24 protein-coding genes are annotated in these 23,533 nt (G+C 59.6%); 10 read left to right on the top strand and 14 right to left on the bottom strand.

The window, feature by feature from the left end; genetic code table 11:
* Positions 1-79: 79 nt before the first annotated feature.
* Genes I9185_RS06810 through I9185_RS06820 form a run of 3 tightly spaced genes read right to left on the bottom strand, consistent with a single transcriptional unit; the run spans position 80 to position 4,152 of the window.
* A complete protein-coding gene (locus I9185_RS06810; protein WP_210092644.1) occupies positions 80-2,146 on the bottom strand; it encodes an ABC transporter permease subunit in 2,067 nt (688 codons plus the stop codon).
* Entirely contained in the window at positions 2,143-3,192 is a 1,050-nt protein-coding gene (locus I9185_RS06815; RefSeq protein ID WP_171630931.1) for a betaine/proline/choline family ABC transporter ATP-binding protein, read from the bottom strand. The genes I9185_RS06810 and I9185_RS06815 overlap by 4 nt, the downstream gene beginning before the upstream one ends.
* Before the next feature lie 9 nt (positions 3,193-3,201).
* Complete coding sequence (locus I9185_RS06820) at positions 3,202-4,152, bottom strand: ABC transporter substrate-binding protein (RefSeq protein WP_171630927.1); 951 nt, start codon at positions 4,150-4,152, stop codon at positions 3,202-3,204.
* Positions 4,153-4,570: 418 nt separating this feature from the next.
* Between I9185_RS06820 and I9185_RS06825 the strand changes: the two genes are divergently transcribed.
* Together I9185_RS06825 and I9185_RS06830 are read left to right on the top strand one after the other, a co-directional pair.
* A complete protein-coding gene (locus tag I9185_RS06825) occupies positions 4,571-5,233 on the top strand; it encodes a DNA-3-methyladenine glycosylase I (protein ID WP_171722895.1) in 663 nt (220 codons plus the stop codon).
* A 42-nt stretch (positions 5,234-5,275) separates the two neighbouring features.
* Complete coding sequence (locus I9185_RS06830; protein WP_210092645.1) at positions 5,276-5,968, top strand: hypothetical protein; 693 nt, start codon at positions 5,276-5,278, stop codon at positions 5,966-5,968.
* Here the strand turns inward: I9185_RS06830 and I9185_RS06835 are convergent.
* Positions 5,965-6,372, bottom strand: a complete 408-nt coding sequence (locus I9185_RS06835) for a cytochrome c (protein WP_171630919.1) — start codon at positions 6,370-6,372, stop codon at positions 5,965-5,967. The genes I9185_RS06830 and I9185_RS06835 overlap by 4 nt on opposite strands.
* A gap of 97 nt (positions 6,373-6,469) precedes the next feature.
* Between I9185_RS06835 and I9185_RS06840 the strand changes: the two genes are divergently transcribed.
* A complete protein-coding gene (locus tag I9185_RS06840; protein WP_171114855.1) occupies positions 6,470-6,907 on the top strand; it encodes a DMT family transporter in 438 nt (145 codons plus the stop codon).
* On the opposite strand, the gene I9185_RS06845 is transcribed toward I9185_RS06840, so the two are convergent.
* Positions 6,891-7,577 (bottom strand): ABC transporter ATP-binding protein, encoded by a 687-nt coding sequence (locus I9185_RS06845; RefSeq protein WP_171630915.1) that lies wholly within the window; start codon positions 7,575-7,577, stop codon positions 6,891-6,893. The two genes, I9185_RS06840 and I9185_RS06845, sit on opposite strands and share 17 nt — an antisense overlap.
* Positions 7,570-8,865, bottom strand: a complete 1,296-nt coding sequence (locus I9185_RS06850) for a lipoprotein-releasing ABC transporter permease subunit (protein ID WP_171722891.1) — start codon at positions 8,863-8,865, stop codon at positions 7,570-7,572. The genes I9185_RS06845 and I9185_RS06850 overlap by 8 nt, the downstream gene beginning before the upstream one ends.
* 18 nt (positions 8,866-8,883) lie before the next feature.
* Here I9185_RS06850 and I9185_RS06855 point away from each other — a divergent pair, with 18 nt between their 5' ends.
* Positions 8,884-9,204, top strand: coding sequence for a hypothetical protein (locus I9185_RS06855; protein ID WP_209832480.1), 321 nt, complete (start codon positions 8,884-8,886; stop codon positions 9,202-9,204).
* A gap of 17 nt (positions 9,205-9,221) precedes the next feature.
* Positions 9,222-9,581, top strand: a complete 360-nt coding sequence (locus I9185_RS06860; protein WP_152458705.1) for a hypothetical protein — start codon at positions 9,222-9,224, stop codon at positions 9,579-9,581.
* Positions 9,582-9,697: 116 nt separating this feature from the next.
* Here the strand turns inward: I9185_RS06860 and proS are convergent, their stop codons facing one another.
* A complete protein-coding gene (gene proS, locus I9185_RS06865; protein ID WP_152458706.1) occupies positions 9,698-11,038 on the bottom strand; it encodes a proline--tRNA ligase in 1,341 nt (446 codons plus the stop codon).
* Between the two features lie 71 nt (positions 11,039-11,109).
* Positions 11,110-11,928 (bottom strand): methyltransferase domain-containing protein, encoded by an 819-nt coding sequence (locus I9185_RS06870; protein WP_210092646.1) that lies wholly within the window; start codon positions 11,926-11,928, stop codon positions 11,110-11,112.
* Between the two features lie 187 nt (positions 11,929-12,115).
* Here I9185_RS06870 and I9185_RS06875 point away from each other — a divergent pair, with 187 nt between their 5' ends.
* The 5 genes from I9185_RS06875 (at position 12,116) to I9185_RS06895 (ending at position 17,904) form a co-directional block, all read left to right on the top strand.
* Positions 12,116-13,483 carry an FAD-dependent oxidoreductase gene (locus I9185_RS06875; RefSeq protein ID WP_171723626.1) on the top strand — a complete coding sequence of 456 codons (1,368 nt, stop codon included), beginning with the start codon at positions 12,116-12,118 and terminating at the stop codon, positions 13,481-13,483.
* A complete protein-coding gene (locus tag I9185_RS06880; RefSeq protein WP_210092647.1) occupies positions 13,483-14,457 on the top strand; it encodes an isopenicillin N synthase family oxygenase in 975 nt (324 codons plus the stop codon). The genes I9185_RS06875 and I9185_RS06880 overlap by 1 nt, the downstream gene beginning before the upstream one ends.
* An 89-nt stretch (positions 14,458-14,546) precedes the next feature.
* Positions 14,547-15,620, top strand: a complete 1,074-nt coding sequence (locus tag I9185_RS06885; protein WP_171722887.1) for an AI-2E family transporter — start codon at positions 14,547-14,549, stop codon at positions 15,618-15,620.
* Positions 15,621-16,310 (top strand): DnaA/Hda family protein, encoded by a 690-nt coding sequence (locus I9185_RS06890; RefSeq protein WP_210092648.1) that lies wholly within the window; start codon positions 15,621-15,623, stop codon positions 16,308-16,310.
* 49 nt (positions 16,311-16,359) lie between these two features.
* Positions 16,360-17,904: a Ppx/GppA family phosphatase gene (locus I9185_RS06895; RefSeq protein WP_171630901.1), complete on the top strand. Its 1,545-nt coding sequence runs from the start codon at positions 16,360-16,362 to the stop codon at positions 17,902-17,904.
* A 12-nt stretch (positions 17,905-17,916) separates the two neighbouring features.
* Here I9185_RS06895 and I9185_RS06900 read toward each other — a convergent pair whose 3' ends face one another.
* The 6 genes from I9185_RS06900 to scpA all read right to left on the bottom strand — a co-directional run bounded on the left by I9185_RS06900 (position 17,917) and on the right by scpA (position 23,380).
* Positions 17,917-18,291, bottom strand: a complete 375-nt coding sequence (locus I9185_RS06900) for a hypothetical protein (RefSeq protein ID WP_171630898.1) — start codon at positions 18,289-18,291, stop codon at positions 17,917-17,919.
* Positions 18,292-18,328: 37 nt separating this feature from the next.
* Complete coding sequence (locus I9185_RS06905) at positions 18,329-19,330, bottom strand: endonuclease/exonuclease/phosphatase family protein (RefSeq protein WP_171630896.1); 1,002 nt, start codon at positions 19,328-19,330, stop codon at positions 18,329-18,331.
* Between the two features lie 4 nt (positions 19,331-19,334).
* Complete coding sequence (locus tag I9185_RS06910; RefSeq protein ID WP_171114829.1) at positions 19,335-20,015, bottom strand: molecular chaperone DjiA; 681 nt, start codon at positions 20,013-20,015, stop codon at positions 19,335-19,337.
* A 45-nt stretch (positions 20,016-20,060) separates the two neighbouring features.
* Positions 20,061-20,549 carry a GNAT family N-acetyltransferase gene (locus I9185_RS06915; RefSeq protein WP_210092649.1) on the bottom strand — a complete coding sequence of 163 codons (489 nt, stop codon included), beginning with the start codon at positions 20,547-20,549 and terminating at the stop codon, positions 20,061-20,063.
* Positions 20,546-21,148, bottom strand: coding sequence for a VOC family protein (locus tag I9185_RS06920; protein WP_210092650.1), 603 nt, complete (start codon positions 21,146-21,148; stop codon positions 20,546-20,548). The genes I9185_RS06915 and I9185_RS06920 overlap by 4 nt, the downstream gene beginning before the upstream one ends.
* Before the next feature lie 105 nt (positions 21,149-21,253).
* A complete protein-coding gene (scpA, locus tag I9185_RS06925; protein WP_171630890.1) occupies positions 21,254-23,380 on the bottom strand; it encodes a methylmalonyl-CoA mutase in 2,127 nt (708 codons plus the stop codon).
* Positions 23,381-23,533 lie beyond the last annotated feature (153 nt).

Raw genomic sequence — 23,533 nt, forward strand, 5'->3', positions numbered from 1 at the left:
CGGTCTAGATCAGGACGACACTGGTATCCTTGTCCAAAATCAAGTTCGGCGCAGGGGCGGTGCATCGCCCCTGCCCTGTTTACAATCCAAGCGCCGCGCGGCGTTCTTCGGCAAACCCCTGCACGATGCGGTCGGCAATCAGCGCCAGAATCGCCATCGCGGCCCCGGCCGAAATGCCAAGCCCCACATCTGCCTGACCCAGCGCCAGATAGATCGACTGCCCCAGACCCGTGGTGCCAATAAGGGCGGCGATCACCAGCATCGCAAAGGCGTAGAGGATGGTCTGGTTCAACCCCAGCAGGATCGTGGGCGCGGCATAGGGCGCGCGCACGTCGCGCATGATCTGCCACTCGGTCGCACCGCTTGAGATCGCGGCCTCCATCATCTCGTCCGGCGTGTTGACCAACCCGTGCCGCGTGTAGCGGATCATGGGCACGATCGCATAGGCGCAGATTGCCAGAAAGGCCGAGAACTCGCCGATCTGGAACACCATAAGAACCGGGATCAGGAACACGAACAGAGGGATTGTCTGCAACATGTCGCAGATCGGACGGACCACTTTCCACACCGGTTCCCAGACCGCGCTGGCAAGGCCGATCAGGCCGCCGACCACGGCACAGGAAAACACCGCCGCACCGCTGAGGTAAAGCGACAAGAGCGCTCTCTCCCACAGGCCCGAAACGAGGATAGTGCAAAGCAGCCCCACGCACAGCGCCGCCAGACGCCAGCCCCCCGCGACCCAGCCCAGAGCAGCGGCGCCGGTCAGGACAAAGGGCCACGGCAGGTTGGCAATGCCGGTTTCCAGCATTCCAATCAGAACCATGACGATCAGACCACCCGTCAGCCGCCCACGCCATGCCATCAACAGCGCGATCCCGGCACCTGCGGCAAACAGGCCAAAGCTCATGCCCGGCGTCCACTGAAAGCCCCAGGTGAAGGGCAGCACCGCCTGATCCAGACCGATCCGCAAAGGCAGCAGCACATAGAAAAGTGAGTTGTTCTTGAGCGCATCCAACCATGGGCCATTGGCCTGAGTGAACGCGGTCAGGCCGCTGTCCACGGCCTCGGCCATCGGATCCAGCAAGGTCAGTTCGGATGGGTTCGGCAACCACGCCCAGAAGGCGGCGGTGAAGACCACGGCGAAACCCAACATCGCCCAGACAACCCGGCTGTCATAACGTTTGCGCTCGGTCGCCAAGGTGCCGCTCATGCGATCTATGACGACGGCAAAGACCACGATGACCAGACCCGCCATCAGAGACTCCCCGAACTGCGCCTTGCGCATGGTCAGCAGAACCTCCCAGCCGATATCGTTGAACCCGCCGATGACGGCGGCAATGATGACCATGGACAAGGCCGCCATCAGACACTGATTCACACCGACCATGATCTGCGTGGTGGCGGCGGGAATTTCGACCTGAAACAGTTGCTGAAACCGCGTGCCTCCGGACATGATGGCGGCCTCTTTGATCTCGGGCTCGACCCGTTCCAGCCCCAGCATCACGTTGCGCGCCATGGGCGGCGCGGCATAGATGGCCGAGGCGATCAGACCGACGACGGGGCCAAAGCCAAAAAGCAGCAACAGCGGTGTCAGATATGCGAAGGTCGGCACCGTCTGCATGACATCCAGAACCGCCTGAACGAAGGATTTCACCCGCGGCACCTCGTTGGCGAGGATGCCGATGCCACCACCCAGTATCAACGCCACCGGAACGGATACTGCGACCAAGGCCAGAGTGTTCATGCTCTCAGCCCAGTAACCCGACGCCAGGACAAAGCTAAGGCCCAGAAAGCCCAGCGCCGCCATGGGCAAACCGCCCAAGTACCAGCCCAGAGCGGTCACGATCCCGATCAGGAGGGGCCATGGCGTGTTGCCAAGAACGAAATTCGCCCAGTTCATCGGATAGGTCATCAAATCCGAGAACAACCGCATCGCCGGTTTGATCAGGTTCAGAAACCAGTCCAGAAACGTGCCCACCCATTGGGTTGCAGGCAGTTCCCACGCGGCGGGCCATTTGACCAGCCATGGGGCGATGCCCTCGAGTGCAAGGCAAACCGCACCGACGACAACCGTGATCAGGGCGGCCTTGGCGCCTGCCGTCAGCCGCGCGCCGTGCTGCGTCGGAAACTCAGCTACGGCGGTCATGTTTCGTCCACCTGAAGCGCGGCAGCCAGATCGGAAGGGTGCACCGTGCCAACGACATTGCCATCGGCATCCCGCACCGGCACGGGTTCATAAAGTTCCATGCAATGGGCCAGGGCCGCGTCCAGTGTCATCGATGTGGTCAGGCCGGGATCGTCCGGGCCGCACTCTGCCTCGTTTCGCATGACCGAGGCGACCTTGGCATGCTGCCCCTTGGCGACGTCCTTCGAGAATTCGCGCACATAGTCATCGACGGGTCGCAGGACGATATCCGTGGGCGTGCCGATCTGCACGATCTTGCCGTCCCGCATGATGGCAATACGGTCAGCCAGCTTAAGCGCTTCCTGAATATCGTGGGTGATGAAGACGATCGACTTCTTCAACGTCGCTTGAATGCGCAGGAATTCATCCTGCAACTGGCGACGGATCAGTGGATCAAGCGCCGAGAACGGTTCGTCCAGAAACCAGATGTCAGGGTTTACGGCAAGACTGCGGGCGATACCCACCCGCTGCCGCTGCCCGCCGGAAAGTTGTCGCGGGAAGCTGTCTTCGCGCCCTTCCAGACCGACCAGCGAAATCACTTCCTGCGCGCGGTCCAGCCGTTCCTTTTTGCCCACGCCCTGAACGCGCAGAGGATATGCGACGTTTTCAGCAACGGTCATGTGGGGGAACAGGCCGAAATGCTGGAACACCATGCCCAGTTTTTTCCGGCGCAGCTCGGTCAGGGCCTTTTTTGAGGCGCCGATGACATTTTCGCCGTCCACCCGAATCTCACCGCCTGTGCCGGGCAGCAGCTGCGAAATGCAGCGGATCAGCGTGGATTTGCCCGAGCCCGACAGGCCCATGATGACGAAAAGTTCACCTTCCTGAACTTCGAAATTGGCATCCTGAACGGCGGGGATCAGCCCCTGTTCGCGAAGGGCGACGGCAGCCTTGTCGGCGTCATTCCCTGACCGAGACAGCGCGTCGGTCAGGGCTTTGTCAGCGCCCGGGCCAAACACCTGCCAGAGATTCCGGCAGGCGATGGCTGGCACAGTCGTGTCAGTCACCTAAGTGGCTCACTTGGTCGCCGCGTCGACAACAGGACGCCATTTGTCTTCGTTCTCGGCCATCCATGCGGCGACAACTTCTTCGACCTGACCGCCGTCGACATCGATCGCGCCCATCATCGGCTGCTGGTCTTCGACCGCCAGTTGATAGTTGGACAGGATCTCATAGGCGGCCGGCCACTTTTCTTCCAGGCCGCTCCAGCCGGCTTTGAAGATGCGCGATGGCGAAAAGTCGCAATCGTTTACCGCGTTCGGGTTCGGACCCCACGCCGGATCGTTAAAACATGCCTCTTCACCTGCGGGCAGTTCAACGAACTGCACGTCATAGGCAGACATCGCCCAGTGCGGCTGCCAGAATGTGATCAGCAGCGGCGACTTACGCTCGGTCGATGCGCGAAGTTCAGCGATCAGGGCACCTTCGGAACCGGCGGGGACAGCCTTGAACGGCAGCTCAAGGCCAGTCATGCGATCCGCACCAGGCGTGCCCCAGTCGGCCGGATAGTCGACCAGACGGCCACCGGGCAGAGTTTCCGCCGTGGCGAACACCTGCGCGCAGTCTTTCAGCGCTTCCCACGCAGGCAAGCCGGGGCACAGATCAGCGACATGCGCCGGGTATGCGATACCTTCCTTGGCATCCAGGCCAAGATCGCCGATTTCGACAACCGTGCCTTCCTCGATCTTCTTGGCATATTCATCCGAAACATTGGACGACCAGATTTCAAGCGTCGCGTCGATGTCTCCATCGGCCAGCGCCTGGAACTGGTTCATCATGCCGGCGGTCACATATTCCACGTTATAACCGGCGGCCTTGAGCATCTCACCCGCCACATGCGTGGTTACGTGCTGACCGGTCCATTCGTTGATCGCCAGTTTGATCGGCTCGTCCACGGCCCCCATATCCGCCGCATGCGCCGCACCGGCAACGGTCAGGGCCATAAGGCTTACACTCAGTTTTTTCATGGATTTTCTCCCTGTCTTATTTGTTTTGCCCACCCCGGCAGGGGTTTCCCGCCGGTGTCTTTGTCTGATGACAATACCATGCCGCAACATGCACAAATTTGGTCGGAAAAGGAAAGTGATCAGTTTGTAACAGCGCGGCTTTCTTGCCGCTGAAGCGTTGATTTTTTCCCGCAGGCGCCGCAAGGACCCCCGCCCAACCCGCCATTATCCCCCGCCCCGGGGCACGGAATGTTGACTGACGAGTCAATCACAAACCGTTTTAAACCCGTTTGTCGAGGATTTCTTTGACAGTTCAGTGTTTTTCTTGTTCGGGCCGAGTTTCATTTCCGGTCGGGTGGCTTTCGAACACCGAAAATTCCCATTGCAAAAGGAAGGCAAAACAAAACACTCTTCCTAAGACAGCTTTGAGGTTGGGTTCATGCGTTCATTTGACGAGATCTTTGATATTGCCGCCTCTCGCCACGGTGGGATCGAAGCCTTTGAAGCACAGCTGAACAAGCCCAAAAGCCACGAAGAACTGGCGGCGATGCCCGACGACCGGTGGCTATCGATCATCACGAAATGCGTCTTTCAGGCCGGTTTCAACTGGAAGGTCATCGAAAACAAATGGGATGGATTCGAGGCCGCCTTTGACGGCTTCGATGTGGGCCGGTGTGCGTTCATGGATGATGAAAAGTTCGATTCCCTGCTGCAAGACACACGCATTGTCCGCAATGGAACCAAGATCGCAGCAGTGCGGGACAACGCGGCGTTCCTTTTGGAACTGCGCAACGAAGGCGGCGCGGGCCAGGTTCTGGGGGGCTGGCCCTCTGATGACTATGTCAACCTTCTTGCCATGCTGTCCAAACGCGGGTCTCGTCTTGGCGGGGCTTCGGCGCAATATGCGATGCGTTTTGCGGGCCGCGACAGTTTCATCCTGTCGCGAGACGTCACCGCCCGTCTGATCGCCGAGGGCGTGATCGACAAACCCGCTACGTCGAAAAAAGCCATGGCGGCGGTACAACGGGCCTTCAATTCCTGGATGGATCAATCCGGGCGGTCTTTGACGGAAATCAGCCGGGTTCTGGCCATGAGCCTGTGAAAACCGTTTGCGGATCGCAGGCAGAGGACTAGGATTCACCTCATGGTTCTGCGCGTATTCCTGTGTGCTCTTTTATTGCTGTCCTCTTGCGGCCGTCCGTTGACAAAGCAAGAGCGCGACTTTGCGGATGCCATTCAGGGCGAGACCCTGAATCTTGACAGCGTGCGATTGGTCCAAGGCGCGCCGGTTACCAATGTGACGTATTTCCGCGAAGAGCGGCCACGTCTGGCCTGCCGCGAGCGCATCCTTCCTCCGGTAGAACCCGGGCCGGTGACCGGCAGGCCAGCCGCCGTGGCCCTGTTCAACAAGGTCTATTTTGCGCGCGACTGGTATCTGGAAGACTACATGTCCGATTTTCCGGATCAGATGAACCTGGTGGCCGCGATGCTGCTGGCCCATGAACTGACGCATGTCTGGCAGTGGCAGAATCGCCGGACCACCGGTTACCACCCGTTGCGAGCAGCGGCGGAACATGGTGGGCGCAGCGACCCGTATCTTTTTGACCTCGAAGCCTCGCCGGACTTCCTGTCCTACGGGTTTGAACAGCAGGGCGCCATCGTCGAGGAATACGTTTGCTGCCGTGCGCTGGACCCTCAGGCCACCCGAACCAAACGGCTGCACAGGATGCTGAGTGCGCATTTTGATCTGTCCCCGCTTCCGCAAAAAGGGCGTGAGCGCGCGATCTTGCTTCCCTGGAGCGAGGCCGAGATCGACGGGATTTGCAGCGGAACCTAATTCTTCTGAAGTGTTTCCAGATAGGCCACCAGATCCACGATGGGCTGGCTCGTCAGAATTGGCTGACCCTGCGGCGTTTTCATGGATGTGTCCTGCCCGTCAAAATAAGGACCATAAACCGGCATAGGGCTACCATGGCTGACCAGCGGATCCCGACCATCAATGCGGGCGACAACGCGGGCAGTCGGGAACACGCCCTCTTCGTTGGACAAAGCGGTCAGATCACTTGGTTGAACCACCAGCACGGCTGCCATCGGACCCTGACCCATCGCATCGATTCCGTGGCAGGTCGCGCAATGGTGCATATAGAGTTCCTCTCCGGTCTTCGCGTCCTGAGCCCAGGCGGCCTGCGAGGCAGCAGCCGAAACCCCAAGAACCATTACACTGATTGTTGCCTTGAACATCGTATCCTCCTGCCTGGATTGGCATTTGCAGGGTTGCCCGATGACCGTCTTGGCGCAATGATCCAGATCAACGAAAAAGGTACAGAGGTTTCGGGCAATGACACAATACGCCGCCATCATGCTGGCCGCCGGATTTGGAATTCCGATCCTGGCCGCGCTCAACGCGGCGCTGGGAAAAGTCATCGGGTCGCCAACTGCGGCAGCTGTTGTGCTGTTTGCCATTGCCTTCGCCGCCTCCGCCTTGGTCATGGCGCTGTTTCCCGGATTTGCGGCCTTGTCCAAGATTGCCAATGCGCCGAAACACCTGTTGCTTGCAGGTGTCCTGATTGCTTTCTATGTCCTGTCGATCACCCATGTCGCACCACATTTCGGGGTGGGCAATGCAGTGTTCTTTGTGCTGCTCGGGCAATTGATCAGCGCTGCGGCCATCGACCATTTCGGCCTGTTCGGCGCACAGGTCGAACCGCTTACGCTTATGCGGATGGGCGGGATCGCCGTCATGGCCATTGGCGTTGCGATCACTCAACTGGCCTGAGCACTCCGCCCTCAAGCCGGACCATCCGGTCCATGCGCGCCGCTAGGTCAAGATTGTGCGTTGCTATCAACGCCGACAACCCTTCGTCCCGCACCAGCTTCATCAGTGTATCAAAGACCTGATCCGAGGTTTCGGGGTCCAGATTGCCCGTCGGTTCATCCGCCAACAAAACACGGGGCGCATTCGCCAAGGCCCGGCAAAACGCCACCCGCTGCTGTTCCCCACCAGAGAGTGCGGCGGGGCGATGGCTGGCGCGTGCGGCCACGCCGACACGGTCCAGCAGATCCAGCGCTCGGGCCTGTGCGGCCTTGTCCGGTACACCATTGGCCAGTTGCGGCAGGGTGATGTTTTCTAAGGCCGTGAATTCCGGCAGCAAGTGGTGGAATTGATACACGAACCCGATATCCTGCCGACGCAGTGCGGTTCTGGTCCGGTCGCCCTTGCCCGATACGTTCTGCCCGCCGATTTCAACGGTTCCTTCGTCGGGCATGTCCAGCAGACCAGCAATATGCAGAAGCGTTGATTTACCTGCCCCAGAGGGCGCAACCATCGCTACGGCCTCACCCGCGCGCAGATCCAGATCAACTCCGCGCAGAACCTGCACCTCGCCCGGTTTGCCTTTCAGATAGGTCTTGGTCAGACCTTTCAGACGCAATGTGACATCATTCATAGCGCAACGCCTCGACCGGGTTCAGCCGCGCCGCTCGACGGGCAGGGAAATAGGTGACGACAAAGGACAGGCCAAGCGACAGGCCGATCGCCTTGAGCACGTCGCTCAGATGCAGCTCGGCGGGCAAGGCATAGATGCCCCGGATCGACGGATCCCAGACGCCACCGCCCATCACGTAATTCACGAAGGAAAAGATCGGATCGATATAGATCGCAAAAAGGCATCCCAGGATGACCCCCATTGCCGTTCCGATCAGGCCGGTAAAAGCGCCGCAGATGAAAAAAACACGCAGAACCGACCCTTCGCTCAGGCCAATGGTGCGCAGGATGCCGATATCGCGCCCCTTGTTCTTGACCAGCATGATCAGGCCCGAAACGATATTCATCGCGGCGATCAGAACGAGGATTGAAAGGATGATGAACATCACGTTGTCTTCAACTTCCAATGCCCGCAGAAAGCCTCCGGATGCATCCTGCCAGGTCCAGATCTGGCTGCGCTCGCCCGATGCTTCGAGAATCGAAATCAGGATCGGGCCCAGGTCTTCGGGGTTGTCCACCATCACTTCGATTTCATCGGCCACACCTTCGCGATTGAAAAAGCCCTGCGCCTGCGAAAACGGCATGTAGACGCGGGTGCGGTCGATGTCATAGCGCCCGGCCGAGAACACATAGACAACGCGATAGGCATTCACGCGGGGCGACGTACCAAAGGCGGTTTTGACGCCGTTGGGCGACGTCAACTTGACGACATCCCCGACCGTTGCCCCGATGCTGCGCGCCACGCCTGAACCAATTGCGATGACATCCTCACCCGCCTGGAATTCAGACAAGTCCCCCACAGCCTGCTCTGCCTGGGCAATTCCGGGCAGATCACGCAGATCGTCGGGTCGGATTCCAAACACCTCGACCCCGCTGCTGCGGTCGCGGTTGGTGATCAGTACCTGCCCCTTTACCAAGGGAGCCGCGCGTTGAACACCGGGCACTTGCGCGACCCGGGCCGCGCGTTCCTCAAAGTCGGCGATTGTGCGATCCACCCGCCCCTGCGCATCAATCTCGCCTGACGAATAGACCGTCACATGCGCGTTGGCGCCCAGAATGGTGCCAACAAATTCCGAACGGAAGCCGGACCGGACCGCCAATGTCGCGATCAGGGCAAACACTGCCAATGTGATCCCGATCAGAGAAATCCAGGTCATCACACTGACGCCGCCCTCGGCCCTGCGGGCCCGCAGATAACGCCATGCGATTTTCCATTCAAAAGGGGCAAAGGGCGGGGGTGTCTTGGCCATGCCTGCTCCGGGGTGTTCATGTTCGCGGGGACAGTTTCGACATTTCACCCGATGGTCAAGCCGGTTGTCATTCCGAACCCGTTCCTCAGCCTGAACGAGCCGAATCAATCCGGTTGCCCAGCGCTGTGGCTGGGCCAAACGGATGACTTGGAATTCTGGCGCTACACCATGAGTTGTGAAGCGCATCACAGACAAACTGGTATTGTTTCATGTATGAAGTTAATCGTCGCGCTTTGTGAGCTCCTGAATCGAAAAGGCAACAATGGGCGCGAAATTTTATTACTCTTTTTGATTATTTTCAGAAACTTTGTCACCCTGTATGTGGGGGAACACATTTAAGGAGCGGGGGTCGCTCAATGAATTTTCAAATTTCAACCAACGGTGCGGGGGTTATTCCGTCTCGCCAAGCATCAAAAGAACTGGATTGTGAAACAGCGGCGCTGCTGCGTGCGGCCATTCGGCCGATCTTTGCCAGCGCGGCAAGCTGGGGCAACTTGACTGATATCCTGAAAGACAAAGGGTACCGTCTGGTTTTCCGGCAAGGACGTCTGTGTATCACGGATCGCACTACGGACGCGCGGGTTTGCGGGTTGCGATTTCTGGGTCTTGAGTTTCGCGACCTGGTCAACCGGCTGGGCCGTCCGATCGTGGTCGCACGCGGCGATGGCGCCAACGGCGACATCCTTGCAACGCGCCCGACGGCAGACCAAGACTGACGTCTGAACCAATCAAATTGGTCAGTTCACATTTGGTGGCCAAGCCAATCGCATGGCCACCTTCGCGAAATGGATCTGTGTTGCGTGACAGCAAGACCCGTCACCGGTGACGGTGCTCAGGCAATCTGCTGGTAGATTTCAGCAACTTTGGTAACGGCCGCCTCGGGGCTCAGTTCCTCGCTTTCACCGGTCCGGCGGCAAGTCAGTTCAACGACACCATTCTTCAGGCCACGCGGCCCGACCGTGATCCGCCAGGGCAGACCAATCAGATCCATGGTCGCAAACTTGCCCCCTGCCCGTTCATTGCGGTCATCATAAAGCGGCTCCAGCCCCAAGGCAGTCAGAGCATTGTAGATTTTGTCACAGGCCGCATCCGCTTCTTCATCGCCCTGCTTCAGGTTCACGATGCCGCAATGGAACGGGGTCACGCCCTCGGGCCAGATAATGCCTTTGTCGTCATGGCTGGCCTCGATGATTGCGCCGACCAGACGGCTGACGCCGATCCCGTGGCTGCCCATATGCACCGGAACCGGTTTTCCATCCGGGCCCTGCACGGTGGCGCCCAGCGGCTCGGAATACTTCGTGCCGAAATAGAAGATCTGGCCAACTTCGATACCACGCGCCACGCGGCGGCGTTCTTCGGGGATCTGATTGAACAGCGCCTCGTCATGCGTTTCATCCGTGCGCGCGTATTTCGAGGTGAACTCTTCCAGGATCGCCTGACACTGTTCGCGACTGTCATAGTCAATCTCACGATCACCAAAGGTCAGATCGGTGACGGCGCTGTCATAGAAGACCTCGGATTCACCAGTGTCAGCCAGCACCAGGAACTCATGGGTGTCATCGCCGCCGATGGGCCCCGAATCCGCGCGCATCGGGATCGCCTGAAGGCCCATACGCTCGTAGGTGCGCAGATAGCTGACAAGATGGCGGTTATAGGCGTGCAGCGCATCTTCCTTGGTGAGGTCGAAGTTGTAGCCGTCCTTCATATAGAACTCGCGCCCTCGCATCACACCGAAACGCGGGCGGATTTCGTCGCGGAACTTCCACTGGATCTGATAGAGGGTCAGCGGAAGGTCTTTGTAGCTGTTCACGTGACCGCGGAAAATATCGGTCACCAGTTCTTCGGCCGTGGGCGTGAACAGCATGTCCCGGTCATGCCGGTCCTTCATGCGCAGCATTTCCTGCCCGTAATCGTCATAGCGGCCGGATTCGCGCCACAGATCCGCCGATTGGATGATGGGCATCTGGATCGCGATGTGACCAGCCCGGGCCTGTTCCTCGTGGACGATGTTTTCCAGCTTGCGCAGCACTTTGAAGCCCAGCGGCAGCCAGGAATAAATCCCCGCAGAAGCCTGCTTGATCATCCCAGCACGCAGCATCAGCCGGTGGCTAACGATCTGGGCCTCGGACGGGTTCTCCTTGAGAACGGGCAGAAAGTAACGGCTGAGGCGCATGAACGATCCTATTTGTCTAGCGAAAGCCCGAATGCTCTACGCGATCCACAAAGGCTAGGCAAGGCGCCGCATCATTCAGGCTTGCGCAGCAAATAAGTGTAATAGTTGCACGAACCAAAGAACGTGCCTTCCCGCGCGGCTGTTTTCTGACCTTCGGCCCATTTCAAGGCAGTCTCGGCGTCGATTGCGCCTGCCTGAATGCAGGGGCCGACATAGGCGTCGATCATGTTTCCAAAAAACGAGGTCTGGCCAGCCTCGGCCAGCAATTCCGGGATGAAACCGGAAACTTCCAGCCCCGTCTGCCGGACCAGGAACGGAAGATGCCGCAGAACGAACGGATTGCCGACCACCGTCTGCAAGATCGCGTTCACCGCCATCGCGTTGGCGTCAGGGTCGCCAGCGCCGATCGTCAACGACGCATAGTCGCCATCGAAAATGGCGATCGTGCCGCCGGGCCGCGTCAGTCGCGCGGCTTCCTCCAGCATCGCCGCCGGGTCCACCACATGGCTGATCACCGTATGCGCGATGACGATATCAAAGCTACCTTCGCCGTCACCGGTGTTCCGGGAATCCGCAACCTCGTACCGTATGCGCCCCGCCAACCCCGCAGCGTCCGTCTTTTCCATTGCGACCTTGATCAGTTCCGCCGCCAGATCCGACCCGACAATCTCGCACTCCGGGCCGACCCGGTCGGCCAGCGCCCGCGTCACGACGCCCGTGCCACAGCCCAGATCGACGATGCGGCGGCACGAGGCCCAGTCGAGCCGGTCGAAATAGCGTTCGCGCATTTTTATGAAATCCGGCATTTCGCCGCGAAATTCCAGACGGTCCGCAACGACGCGAACCGTGTCTTCCCCCTGTTGATCCAGGCTCTGATAGATGTCGGGCATTGCTTCGTCCCCCAAGGCAGGGCGTCAGTATAGCACGTTTCGGCCCGGTACGTCGGCTCTCTGCGCTGGCGGGCTGTGAATGCGACGCCCGGCAATGGCGCGTTTGCGACCCAAGGTCAGTCGGGTTTTTGATTGACCCGCCAATTGGGAATTTCAATTGTGACGGGAACACCAACCCCAGGAGGCACTGTTGCAAACAATTCAGGAACCCGCCCGGCAGATACCTGTCATCCACCAGACCGATATTCTGGTCGTGGGCTCTGGCCCAGCCGGGTTGGCAGCAGCGCTGGCAGCGGCCCGTGCAGGCGCAGACGTGTCGCTGGTTGACCGGTTCGGCTGTATGGGCGGCAACATCACTGCCGTCGGCGTCGAAGGATTCGCCTGGTACCGGCACGAGCAAACCGTCGAGGCCGGCGGCATCGGGATGGAGTTCGAAACCCGCGCCAAAGAAATGGGCGCGGCGGTGCCCGAAAGCCAGTCGCTCAGTTATGAACTGGACAGCGAAGGGTTCAAGCTGGTGGCGGACAAGTTGGTCGAAGAGGCGGGTGTTCACCCGATGCTGCACCGGCAATTCGTCGCCCCCATCATGGAAGGGGACCGGATCACTGGCATCATCACCGAATCCAAGGCCGGGCGCGAGGCGATACTGGCCAAGGTGGTAATCGATGCCACCGGTGACGCCGATGTGGCCCATCGGGCGGGGGCCCCGACGCACAAAACCGCTCGGGAGGACATGATGGCGGCGTCTGTCATGTTCCATCTGGCCGGGGTGGACAAGCGCGCCTTTATCGAGGGCGTCAAGGCCGACCCGCAGACCTATAAGGACTGGGGCGGCGGTGGTGAGTGGAACATCGAAACCAGCGGCAAAGAGGACGACATGTTCTCGCCCTTCGTGCACAAGCCCTTCCAGCAGGCCATCGATCAGGGGCTGATCCCGCCGCATCTGAATACCATTGCCGGCACCTGGGGCGCGATGCATGACACGGGCGAGCTGACCTACATGAACCTCATCCATCTGGCCGAGATTGATGGGACCGACCCCGACAGCCTGACACGTGGCGAGATCGAAGGCCGCCGTCAGACCATGCTGGCCATCGAGGCGCTGCGCCGGTTCATGCCGGGATGCGAAAACGCGCGGCTTCGGAATTTCGGGATGACCATCGGTATCCGCGACACCCGCAAGATCGATGCGGTCTACAACATGACCGAAAACGACGCCCGCCATCAGGGCCGGTTCGAGGACACGATCGGCATCTATCCCGAATTCATCGACGGCTATGGCATTCTGATCCTGCCGACCACGGGGCGGTACATGCAGGTCCCCTACCGCTCGATGCTGCCCAGGGGCGTCAAGGGCCTGCTGGTCGCCGGGCGGTCGCATGGCGCGGACCGGGTGGCCCATGCCGCCACGCGCAACATGGCCTGCTGCGCCGTCATGGGCCAGGGCGCGGGAATCGCCGCAGCGGTATCATTGAAAAGCAATCAGGAGCTGGACCAGCTGAATCTGGCACCTGTTCACGCGGAACTGCAACGTCAGGGGGTCAGGATTCACTGATGGACAGAATTCCGACCATAGACATCTCGCCGCTGTCCGATCCCGGCAGCGCAGCCTTTGCCGCAACGGTACAAGGCATAATTGAGGCCTGCACAGGAATCGGGTTTCTGTCCATCACCGGGACAGGTGTGTCCCAGCGGACAGTGAATCACGTCCGTCAAACCACAAGAGAGATCTTTGCCATCAATGAATCCCGCAAATGGGATCAGGCCATCACGCGCAAGAATTATCGCGGTTATATCCCGATGGGTTTATTCACACCGAATGACGGATCCGGCAAGGCCGACAAATACGAGGGTTACAAGCTGCACCACGAGGTTGCCGCCACCGACCCTGTGCGCTCTGAATGTGCCCTGTACGGCCCAAACCTGTGGCCCGCCGAAGTTCCCAGCGCCAAAGAGGTCATCCTGGATTATTGGCGTCAATTGGATCAGGTCACTGATGTGTTGTTGGGCGCGTTGGAATCCGGCCTGAACTTGACCTCTGGCATTTTGCGCGACGCGTTCCGCAATCCGATGACCAATATGACATTGCTGCACTATCCCCCGCAGGCCGCGGAAGAAGCGGGCTATGGCATCCATCCGCACAAGGATACGGACGCACTGACCATCATCGCGCCCGATCCGGTGGGCGGGCTCGAGGTGCAGACCCGCAGCGGCAAGTGGATTTCACCAGACTGCCCACTCGGTGGTTTCGTGGTGAATATCGGCGACATGCTGGAACTTTGGTCAGGCGGGCGATTGAAATCCACGCCACATCGGGTGGTCAACCGGTCGGGCAAGGAACGGTATTCTTTCCCTTATTTCGCCGTACCCCGCCATGACGTCATTGTTGAACCATTGTTGCCCGCCCTGCCCGGTTTCGACCGTCCGGCGGTTCATTGCGGCCACTGGTCGGCAGAAATCTGGCGCACCAACTGGCCCGATGAAGCCGCAGAAGAAGACACCCCTGAACTGGGGACGTTGCAAGATTGAAGCGGGCAAAGCTCCTGCCCATGAAGCGCTTGCATCATGGGCTTTGATGCGCCAAGAACGCCTGCAAGTGCCTGAACAAGGGGATCACGATGGCTTTGCCGGTAAAGGATCAGCTGAGATACTGGGGCGTCGCCGCGGCGGTTTTTGTTTTGATCCTCTGGGCTTTGGGGGATGTCCTGCTGCCCTTCGTCATAGGCGGAGCAATTGCGTATTTCCTTGATCCCGTTGCGGATCGGCTGGAGAGGTTGGGCCTGTCGCGCATCGCAGCCACAGCCGTCATCACCGTCATCGGGATTTTGGGGTTTATATTGGCGATCCTGATGGTCGTGCCCGCCCTGATTACCCAGTTGCTGGATCTGATCGACGTTCTGCCAGACCTGTTCAAGCAATTGCGCGGGTTCATTGAAAAACAATTCCCGTCGCTGCTGGATCGGGAATCAAACACTCATCAGATGCTGGTGTCCTTCGGCGACATGCTGAAATCCAAGACCGGTGATGTTCTGCAAACGGTTCTTGCCTCACTTGGGTCTGCGATAAACATTGTTGTCCTTCTGGTGATCGTGCCCGTTGTGGCCGTTTACCTGCTGCTGGACTGGGATCGCATGGTCGCTCGCATCGGAGAGCTCCTGCCGCGTGATCATGCCCCCACCATCAGGCGGCTGGCCGGTGAGATTGACGCCGTGCTGGCCTCTTTCGTGCGCGGGATGGGAACGGTCTGCCTGATCCTAGGTACTTACTATGCCGTCGCGCTGATGCTTGCCGGTCTGCAATTCGGCCTGATCGTGGGGTTCATCGCGGGGCTGGTCACGTTCATCCCCTATCTGGGTGCCCTAATCGGAGGCTCATTGGCCATCGGGCTGGCGCTGTTTCAGTTTTGGGGTGATTGGGCACATGTCGGACTGATCGCGGGGATCTTTGCCATCGGACAGGTCACCGAGGGGAATTTCCTGACACCCAAACTGGTAGGCAGCTCTGTCGGGCTGCACCCGGTCTGGCTGCTGCTGGCGCTGTCGGTCTTTGGGGCCTTGTTTGGCTTTGTCGGCATGCTGATCGCCGTGCCCGTGGCCGCAGCATTGGGCGTGCTGGCCCGATTTGCCACATCGCTGTACCTGGACAGCCGACTTTATACCGGTCTTGAACGTCAGGATCAGGAAACCGAGTAAATGGCCCGACAACTCAGCTTTGATCTGTTCGCCAAAACTGCGCTCGGGCGAGAGGACTTTTTTGTGTCGCCTGCCAATGCCTTGGCCGTGGCGATGATCTCGGCCACATCCTGGCCGGGAAACAAGCTTGTTCTGACCGGTCCGGCTGGCGCGGGTAAAACCCATCTGGCACATGTCTGGGCCGCGGAAACCGGCGGGCGCATCATTCAGGCCGCCGATTTGCGGTATGACGACGTGCCGGATCTGGCACGCAGGCCGATTGCCGTCGAAGACGTGCCCATGATCGCCGACGATGCCGACCAGCAGAAAACGCTGTTTCACCTGCACAATCTGGTTCTGGCCGAGGGGAACGCCCTGCTGATGACGGGTCGGCTGGCCCCGAAGTTCTGGGAATTGCCACTGGCCGACCTGCAAAGCCGGGTCGAAGGCGCCCATCACGTGGCGCTGGATCCGCCCGACGACGCGTTGCTGGGTGCGGTTCTGGCCAAACTGTTCGTAGATCGGCAGCTGAACCCCGGCCCCGAAGTAATCGCCTATCTGGTCAAACACATGGATCGTCGATTTGAAACTGCGGCCGACGTAGTGGCGCAGCTGGATCAATTGGCCCTTATGGAAAAGCGCGACATCACCCGTTCCCTGGCCGTGCGGGTTCTGAACATGAGCCCGGACGAGATCGAGACCAATGATTGACCCGCTGACGTCAATTTCGCATCCTCAAACAGAACAATCTGGAAGGCACATGGATCAGACCGTCGAAACCGATATCCCGGATTGGGGAACAATCGGAAAGCCTCTGTTTGACAAACCGGACGCACGGGCGCTGTCGCGCGTCGGGGTTGTCGATGTCGGGTCGAACTCGGTCCGGATGGTCATTTTCGACGGGGCGGCCCGATCACCGGCTTATTTCTACAATGAAAAGGTCATGTGCGAACTGGGGGCGGGCCTGTCCGAAACCGGACGGCTGAACCCGCGAGGCCGCAAACGTGCCCTGGCGGCATTGCGGCGCTTCCAGCACCTGGCAATGGATCTGGATTTGCCCGGTTTGCATGTTGTCGCCACCGCTGCTGTGCGCGAAGCCTCGGATGGGCCCGAGTTCTGCGATCAGGTGCAGGCTGAAACAGGTTTGCAAGTGGCCATCATTGACGGTGACGAAGAAGCCCGCCTGTCGGCACAGGGTGTCCTGTTGGGATGGCCCGGAGCTTATGGGCTGATCTGCGATATTGGCGGATCGTCGATGGAATTGGCCGAAATCGGCGGTGGTCAGGTCGGCCGCCGCGTGACCTCGCCGCTTGGGCCGCTGAAACTGCGTGACATCAAAGGCGGGCGGCGCGCGCGAAAAGCGCATATCAAGGAAACGATGGAGGATCTGCGCAATCAGATGGGCCAGCAGCGGGATCGTTTGTTTTTGGTCGGCGGCAGCTGGCGTGCCTTTGCGCGGCTGGACATGCTGCGGCGAGGCTATCCGCTGAACGTTCTGCATGAATACCGCATGACCACCAAGCAGGTGCGCGAGACAATCAAATACATCGAGAAACACGATCATGAAAAGCTGCGTACTCAGGCCGGCGTGTCCAGTTCGCGCATGGCGCTTATCCCTTATGCGATGGATGTTCTGGCGCGGCTGATCCGCACGTTCAAACCCAAAGATATCGCCATCTCGAGCTATGGTATCCGCGAGGGGTTGCTGTATGAGCAGATGCCGCAGGAAGTGCGCGACCGCGACCCGCTGATCGAAGCCAGCCGGTTCTCGGAAGCCAAGGACGCGCGCCTGCCCGGATTTGGCAGCAATCTCTATGATTTTGTCATCCCGCTGTTCAGATCCGCACCGCCCAGCAGGGTGCGCCTGATCAAGGCGGCCTGCCTGCTGCACGATGTAAGCTGGCGCGCACATCCCGATTATCGGGCCGAGGTGTGTTTCGACAACGTCACGCGCGCCAATCTGGGGGGCCTGAAGCACTCCGAGCGTGTTTTCATCGGATTGGCACTGCAACACCGCTATCGCAACAAACGGGAAGGCAACCGGTTCTCTCGGCTTTACGAATTGCTGGATGAAAAAAGCCAGAAACAGGCCGAAATTCTGGGCAAGGCCATGCGCTTTGGCGCGATGCTGTGGATGCACAAGGACGCCAATATGGGGCGCCTGAAATTCTATCCCAAAAAGCGGGAGTTGGAGCTATACCTGCCCGAAGCAGCAGCCCCCCTGTTCAGCGAAGTTGCCGAAGCGCGCCTGAATTCACTGGCGAACGCCCTGAAATCCGATACGCGCGTGATCATCAAGGGCTGACCATCGATCCGATCAGATATCAGTTGCCCCTTCGGGCAATTCTTCACTTTCATTTTCAGGCTCTGGCGGATCCTCGGCCTGTTTCCTTCGGATGATGATATCGCCATTGGGCAAGATCTCGGGCGCTTCATAAGCGCTCCAATCCTTGATCTCGGCCCCCAGCTCGGCCAGTGCGGGGCCCATTTCCCGCAAGAACGACTGCATTGCCGGGCCAAACTCATCCGCAAGGCCCAGCAGATCATCCAGCGCCGGTTCCATCTCCTTGCGCAGACCTTCGAAAAACAGCTCGGCCCCCTGCTCCATCAGGGATTTGCTGTTGTCTTCCTGCGAAAGGGCGGGCGCGGCGATGCCGGCAGTGATTATGCTGATCAGCAAAACGTGTTTCATACCTAGTATATAGCGCCCCAGCCGCAGGCGTGAAAGGTCACAGGTCGATGTCCAGTGTGACTGGGAAGTGATCCGACGCCGTCAGCAGCGCCTGTCGCAGGTCCGGTGCGGACCAACAGGCCGCGTCGCGAAACGGATGCCAAATGCGCCAGGCCGGGCGGTATGCACGCAGATCCTGTGTAATCATTATGTAATCCAGAAGAGCCTCGAGAAACCTGCCTTCTTCCGGGCGGGCAAAGCGCGCCGTGGAGGGTATCGATCCCGGCCGAAAACCATGAGCCGTCACCGCGTGCGGGTCGAACAACCCTGCCTCCAGCAAAATCTCGACCGAAGAGCGGCCGAACAGATGCTCGAACTCATCCAGCCCGGGACCGTCGTTCAGGTCTCCCAGCAGAATGACGGGTTCCTGGCTGGCAACGTGCATCTCGACCCGCCTGGCAAGCCAGACCGCCTGCGCCAGTTGCTTGCGGCGGTTGGCAATCGAGATCCGGATCGCCTCGTCCCGCGACCCGGCCCCATGCGGAGCCTTGGATTTCAAATGAGCTCCGATCAGCCGGACGTCGTGGCCCGATTGCGTCGTCACCGCCAGTTCCATCGGTGGTTTGGAAAACCGCACCACATCCTCGGTCGCATCAATATCCAGATCGATTCTGAACGCACCATCGAACCGGGGGGCCAAGGGGTCGTCGATGTCACCCTTGGGATCATGACGCACGGTAAGAATGGTCCTGTCGTAGAGCAGCGCCAGCTCTTGATGGGTGTCGTTGGCAAACCCCATCACAGCGTCAGAGATGCGCAGATCGAACGCCTCGGCAAAGGTTTGCAGGGCCCGCACCGTATTCTGGCGTTTGCCGGTGTTCGGAGCCTCGACAATCAATACCGCATCCGCGTCAATCGCGGTCAGCACTTTTGCGATCGCCTCGACCTGTTGCGCCTTGGTGACATTATGCCGACCGGACCAGGTGTCATCGACAATCAGATGGTCGTTTTGATCAAAAAGATTGGCAAACCATTCGATATTGTAGGTCGCCAGCCGCATCCTGTCAGGCCCGCGCGCCGTTGATCTCATCCCAGGCGCGGTTGATGTCGATCATCTTTTTCTCGGCCAGTCTGATCGCCTCTTCCGGGACACCGCGCGCCATCATGGCGTCCGGGTGCGTTTCGCGGACCAGCCTTCGCCAGACTTTGCGGATATCGGGCAAAGGCATGTCCTGCGGCACACCCAGAACCGTGTAAGGATCCTTTGGCGCATCCGGCACGAACCGTGCCCGCAATGCTTTGAATTGAGCGTCGGACTGCCCGAATATCTTGCTCACTTCCTCCAAGAACGCGTTCTCATTGGGGTGGTAGAACCCATCGGCCATGGCGATGTGAAACAGCCCCTCCATCAGATCGCAAAGCGTGGTGCTGTCTTCGGCGAACATCCGGGCGATCTTGCGGGCATAGTCCTGATACCCCGCCACATCCGTGCGCGCCATGTTGAAGACCCGCGCAGCATCTTCTTCGTCTTCGCGCGCGATCTGGAACACATCGCGGAAGGCAGTGACTTCATCTCGTGTCACCTGGCCGTCTGCCTTGGCCATTTTTGCGCCCAGGGCAATCACCGCAATCGTGAACGCCACCGATCGTTCCGGAGGTGTTCGCAGCTTTTCAAAAACTGCGGCTAGGCTTTCGCCTTGGGCCAGCGCGCTGAGCGCATCGGATATGCGGGTCCAGATCGACATGGGCGTACACTAGCGTCACAATTCGGGACTGTCAGGTGCGACAGATCATTCAGGTGAAAGAATTTTCTGCATCAGCACAAGATCCAGCCATTGACCCCGTTTGAACCCAACTTCGGGCATGCGACCAACCTGTGAAAAGCCCAGCGCCGCGTGAAACGCCACGGCGCCCGGATTGGCCGAGGAAATGCCTGCGACCAGCACATGCACCCCGTCGGTTCTTGCGGCCGCCTCAAGCGCCTGCATCAAAGCACGCCCAACGCCTTTTCCGCGCGCGTCCGGTGACAACTGGATCGAATGTTCGCGCGTTTGCGCGTATCCGGGGCCCGCGCGAAACAGGGCATAGGTGGCAAAACCAACAACTTGCCCATCATGTTCGGCGACTAGGAATCCAGTGCCCCGCTCCGTAATATCCTCGGTGATTTGCGTTGTGCTGCGCTCATCGGTCGTGAAGGTGATCAAGGACTCACGAATGATCGCATTGGTAATCCTGGCGATTGCGGGCGCATCCGCCGCCATGGCCGGGCGAATGATCATTCCAGCACCCGGACCCCATGAGGCGTCTCGAACTCCACCCTGAGCGCGGCCGGGCCGGTGTCGAACACCACCTGATCCAATGCACCAAGATGTCTGGCCAGCGTCAACGCATCCGGGTGGTACACAACCAAACGCCGCAGCCGACAGCCGCTGTTTTGCAGCATGTCGGCCGGGTGAAGATCGCCCTGCCATTCGATAAGGGCGGGAAACAGGTTGTCGAACGGCAAGCGCCCGGTTGGTGGAACCGCCATGCGCCACCGCAGCGCGCCCCGGGTCAGGTCGATCGGCTCTCCGGTGCCATCGGGGAAGATCGACAGTGTGGCCTCGATATCCTCGACCCGGCATATCCAGTTCGTCAAACGCGGGCCGCCCTGAAAACTGTCCAGATCGAACCATCGCGGCCTGCCCGGAGGGTGCGCCTGCGGATCGATGGAAATCGCTTCCAGATAGAGCCCATCCCTAAGACCCAGCAGCCTGTTATGTGTCCCGAATTTTTCGTGTTTCCCACCGGGTTGCAGCGCAACGCCAAGCGCCTGTTCGATATGCGCAGACGCTTCTTCAAGCGTTTCGCCCGCGACGGCCAGATGATCCAGTAACATGTGCCACCTCCTGCAAGTTAATGGCCAGACCCTTGCGGATCTGGCCGTATGTTTTCGCCAAAGAGGCACGATCACAAGATGATCTGACGAAAAACCCGACCTTCTTCAGCCGCGCGCTTCGCTGATCAGGCGCAGGATGTCCTGAGCGGCCTCGGGAATGTTGGTGCCCGGGCCAAAGATGGCCTTGACCCCATGATCATAAAGGAACTGGTAATCCTGTTGTGGGATCACCCCGCCGCAGATCACGATGATGTCCTCGGCCCCGGCCTTTTTCAGCTCTTCCACCAGTTGCGGAGCCAGTGTCTTGTGCCCTGCCGCCTGCGAGGAAATGCCGACCACATGCACGTCATTGTCCACCGCGTCCTGCGCGGCCTCGGCCGGGGTCTGGAACAAGGGGCCAACGTCCACGTCAAACCCGATATCGGCAAAGGCAGTTGCAATCACCTTGGCCCCACGGTCATGGCCGTCCTGCCCCATCTTGACCACCAGCAGACGCGGGCGGCGGCCTTCGGCCTCGGCAAACTCCTCGATGGATTTCTGGATCGCGGCAAAGCCTTCGTCGCCCTCATAGGCCGCGCCATAAACGCCGGCCAGGGTTTTCACTTCGGCGCGGTGGCGGCCGAATTCCTTTTCCATTGCCATGCTGATCTCTCCTACGGATGCGCGGGCACGGGCGGCCTCGACGGCGGCGGCCAGCAGGTTTCCGCCCTCTTGGGCAGCCTTGGTCAAAGCGTCCAGCGCCTGTTGGCAAGCGGCTTCGTCACGGGTCGCACGGATACGTTCCAAACGCGCGACCTGCGCTTCGCGAACCGCCACGTTGTCGACGTCCAGAATGTCGATCGGATCTTCCTGTTCCTTGCGATATTTGTTGACCCCGACGATCACCTCTTCGCCACGGTCGATCATGGCCTGGCGGCGCGCGGCGCTTTCCTCGATGCGCAGCTTGGGCATACCACTGGCCACGGCCTTGGTCATGCCGCCCATTTCCTCGACCTCTTCCATCAGGGCCCAGGCTTTCTCGATCAGCTCATTGGTCAGGCTTTCGACGTAATAAGACCCCGCCAGCGGGTCGACCACATCGGTCACGCCGGTCTCTTCCTGCAACACCAGCTGCGTGTTTCGGGCGATACGCGCCGAAAAGTCGGTGGGCAGCGCGATCGCCTCGTCCAGAGCGTTTGTGTGCAGCGACTGGGTACCGCCCAGAACCGCGCTCATCGCCTCATAGGCGGTGCGGATCACGTTGTTGTAAGGATCCTGTTCCTGCAACGAAACACCTGACGTCTGGCAGTGGGTGCGCAGCATTTTTGACCGTTCGGATTTCGCGCCGAACTCGGTCATGACCCGGTGCCACAGCGTGCGCGCGGCGCGCAGTTTGGCGATCTCCATGAAAAAGTTCATGCCGATGGCAAAGAAGAACGACAAACGGCCTGCGAACTTGTCCACGTCCATCCCGGCCTGTGTCGCTGCACGGACATATTCGCGCCCGTCGGCCAGGGTATAGGCCAGCTCCTGCACCAGATTCGCGCCGGCCTCTTGCATGTGATAGCCCGAGATCGAGATCGAGTTGAACTTGGGCATCTCGTTCGAGGTATACTCAATGATGTCCGAGATGATCCGCATCGAGGGCTCGGGCGGATAGATATAGGTATTTCGCACCATGAATTCCTTCAGAATGTCGTTCTGAATGGTGCCGGACAGCACGGATTTGTCGTGTCCCTGCTCTTCACCCGCCACGATGAAATTGGCGAGGATCGGGATCACCGCGCCGTTCATGGTCATCGAGACCGAGACCTGATCCAACGGAATGCCGTCGAACAGGATTTTCATGTCCTCGACACTGTCGATGGCCACACCGGCCTTGCCCACGTCACCGACGACACGCGGGTGGTCGCTGTCATAGCCGCGGTGGGTGGCCAGATCGAAGGCAACCGAAACACCCTGCTGGCCCGCCGCCAGATTGCGGCGATAGAAGGCGTTGGATTCTTCGGCGGTCGAAAAGCCCGCATATTGACGGATCGTCCACGGACGGCCGGCATACATCGTGGCTTTCACACCGCGTGTAAACGGACCAAAGCCCGGCAGCGAACCCATATGCGGCAAACCAGCGGTGTCTTCCTGCGTATAGAGCGGTTTGACCGCAATGCCTTCCAGCGTCTCTTTGGTAAGGTCGTCCAGCGGACGCCCGCGCAGCTCTTTCTCGGCCAGCGCTTTCCAATCCTTGGTGTCGGTCATTTCGGTTTCCTCTTGTCAATTCGGATGGCGGCAGTCGAAAGCTTCCGCATTGAGGTCTTGCGCTTGGCCGTTTCATTCAGCCGCAAGCGCGACATTTTGAGTGTTTGGTACAAATCGTCGGTCGCAATCGGTGTCACAGAGGCTATATTCGAA

Source organism: Ruegeria sp. HKCCSP346 (assembly GCF_017872595.1).
Classification (GTDB): Bacteria; Pseudomonadota; Alphaproteobacteria; order Rhodobacterales; family Rhodobacteraceae; genus Ruegeria.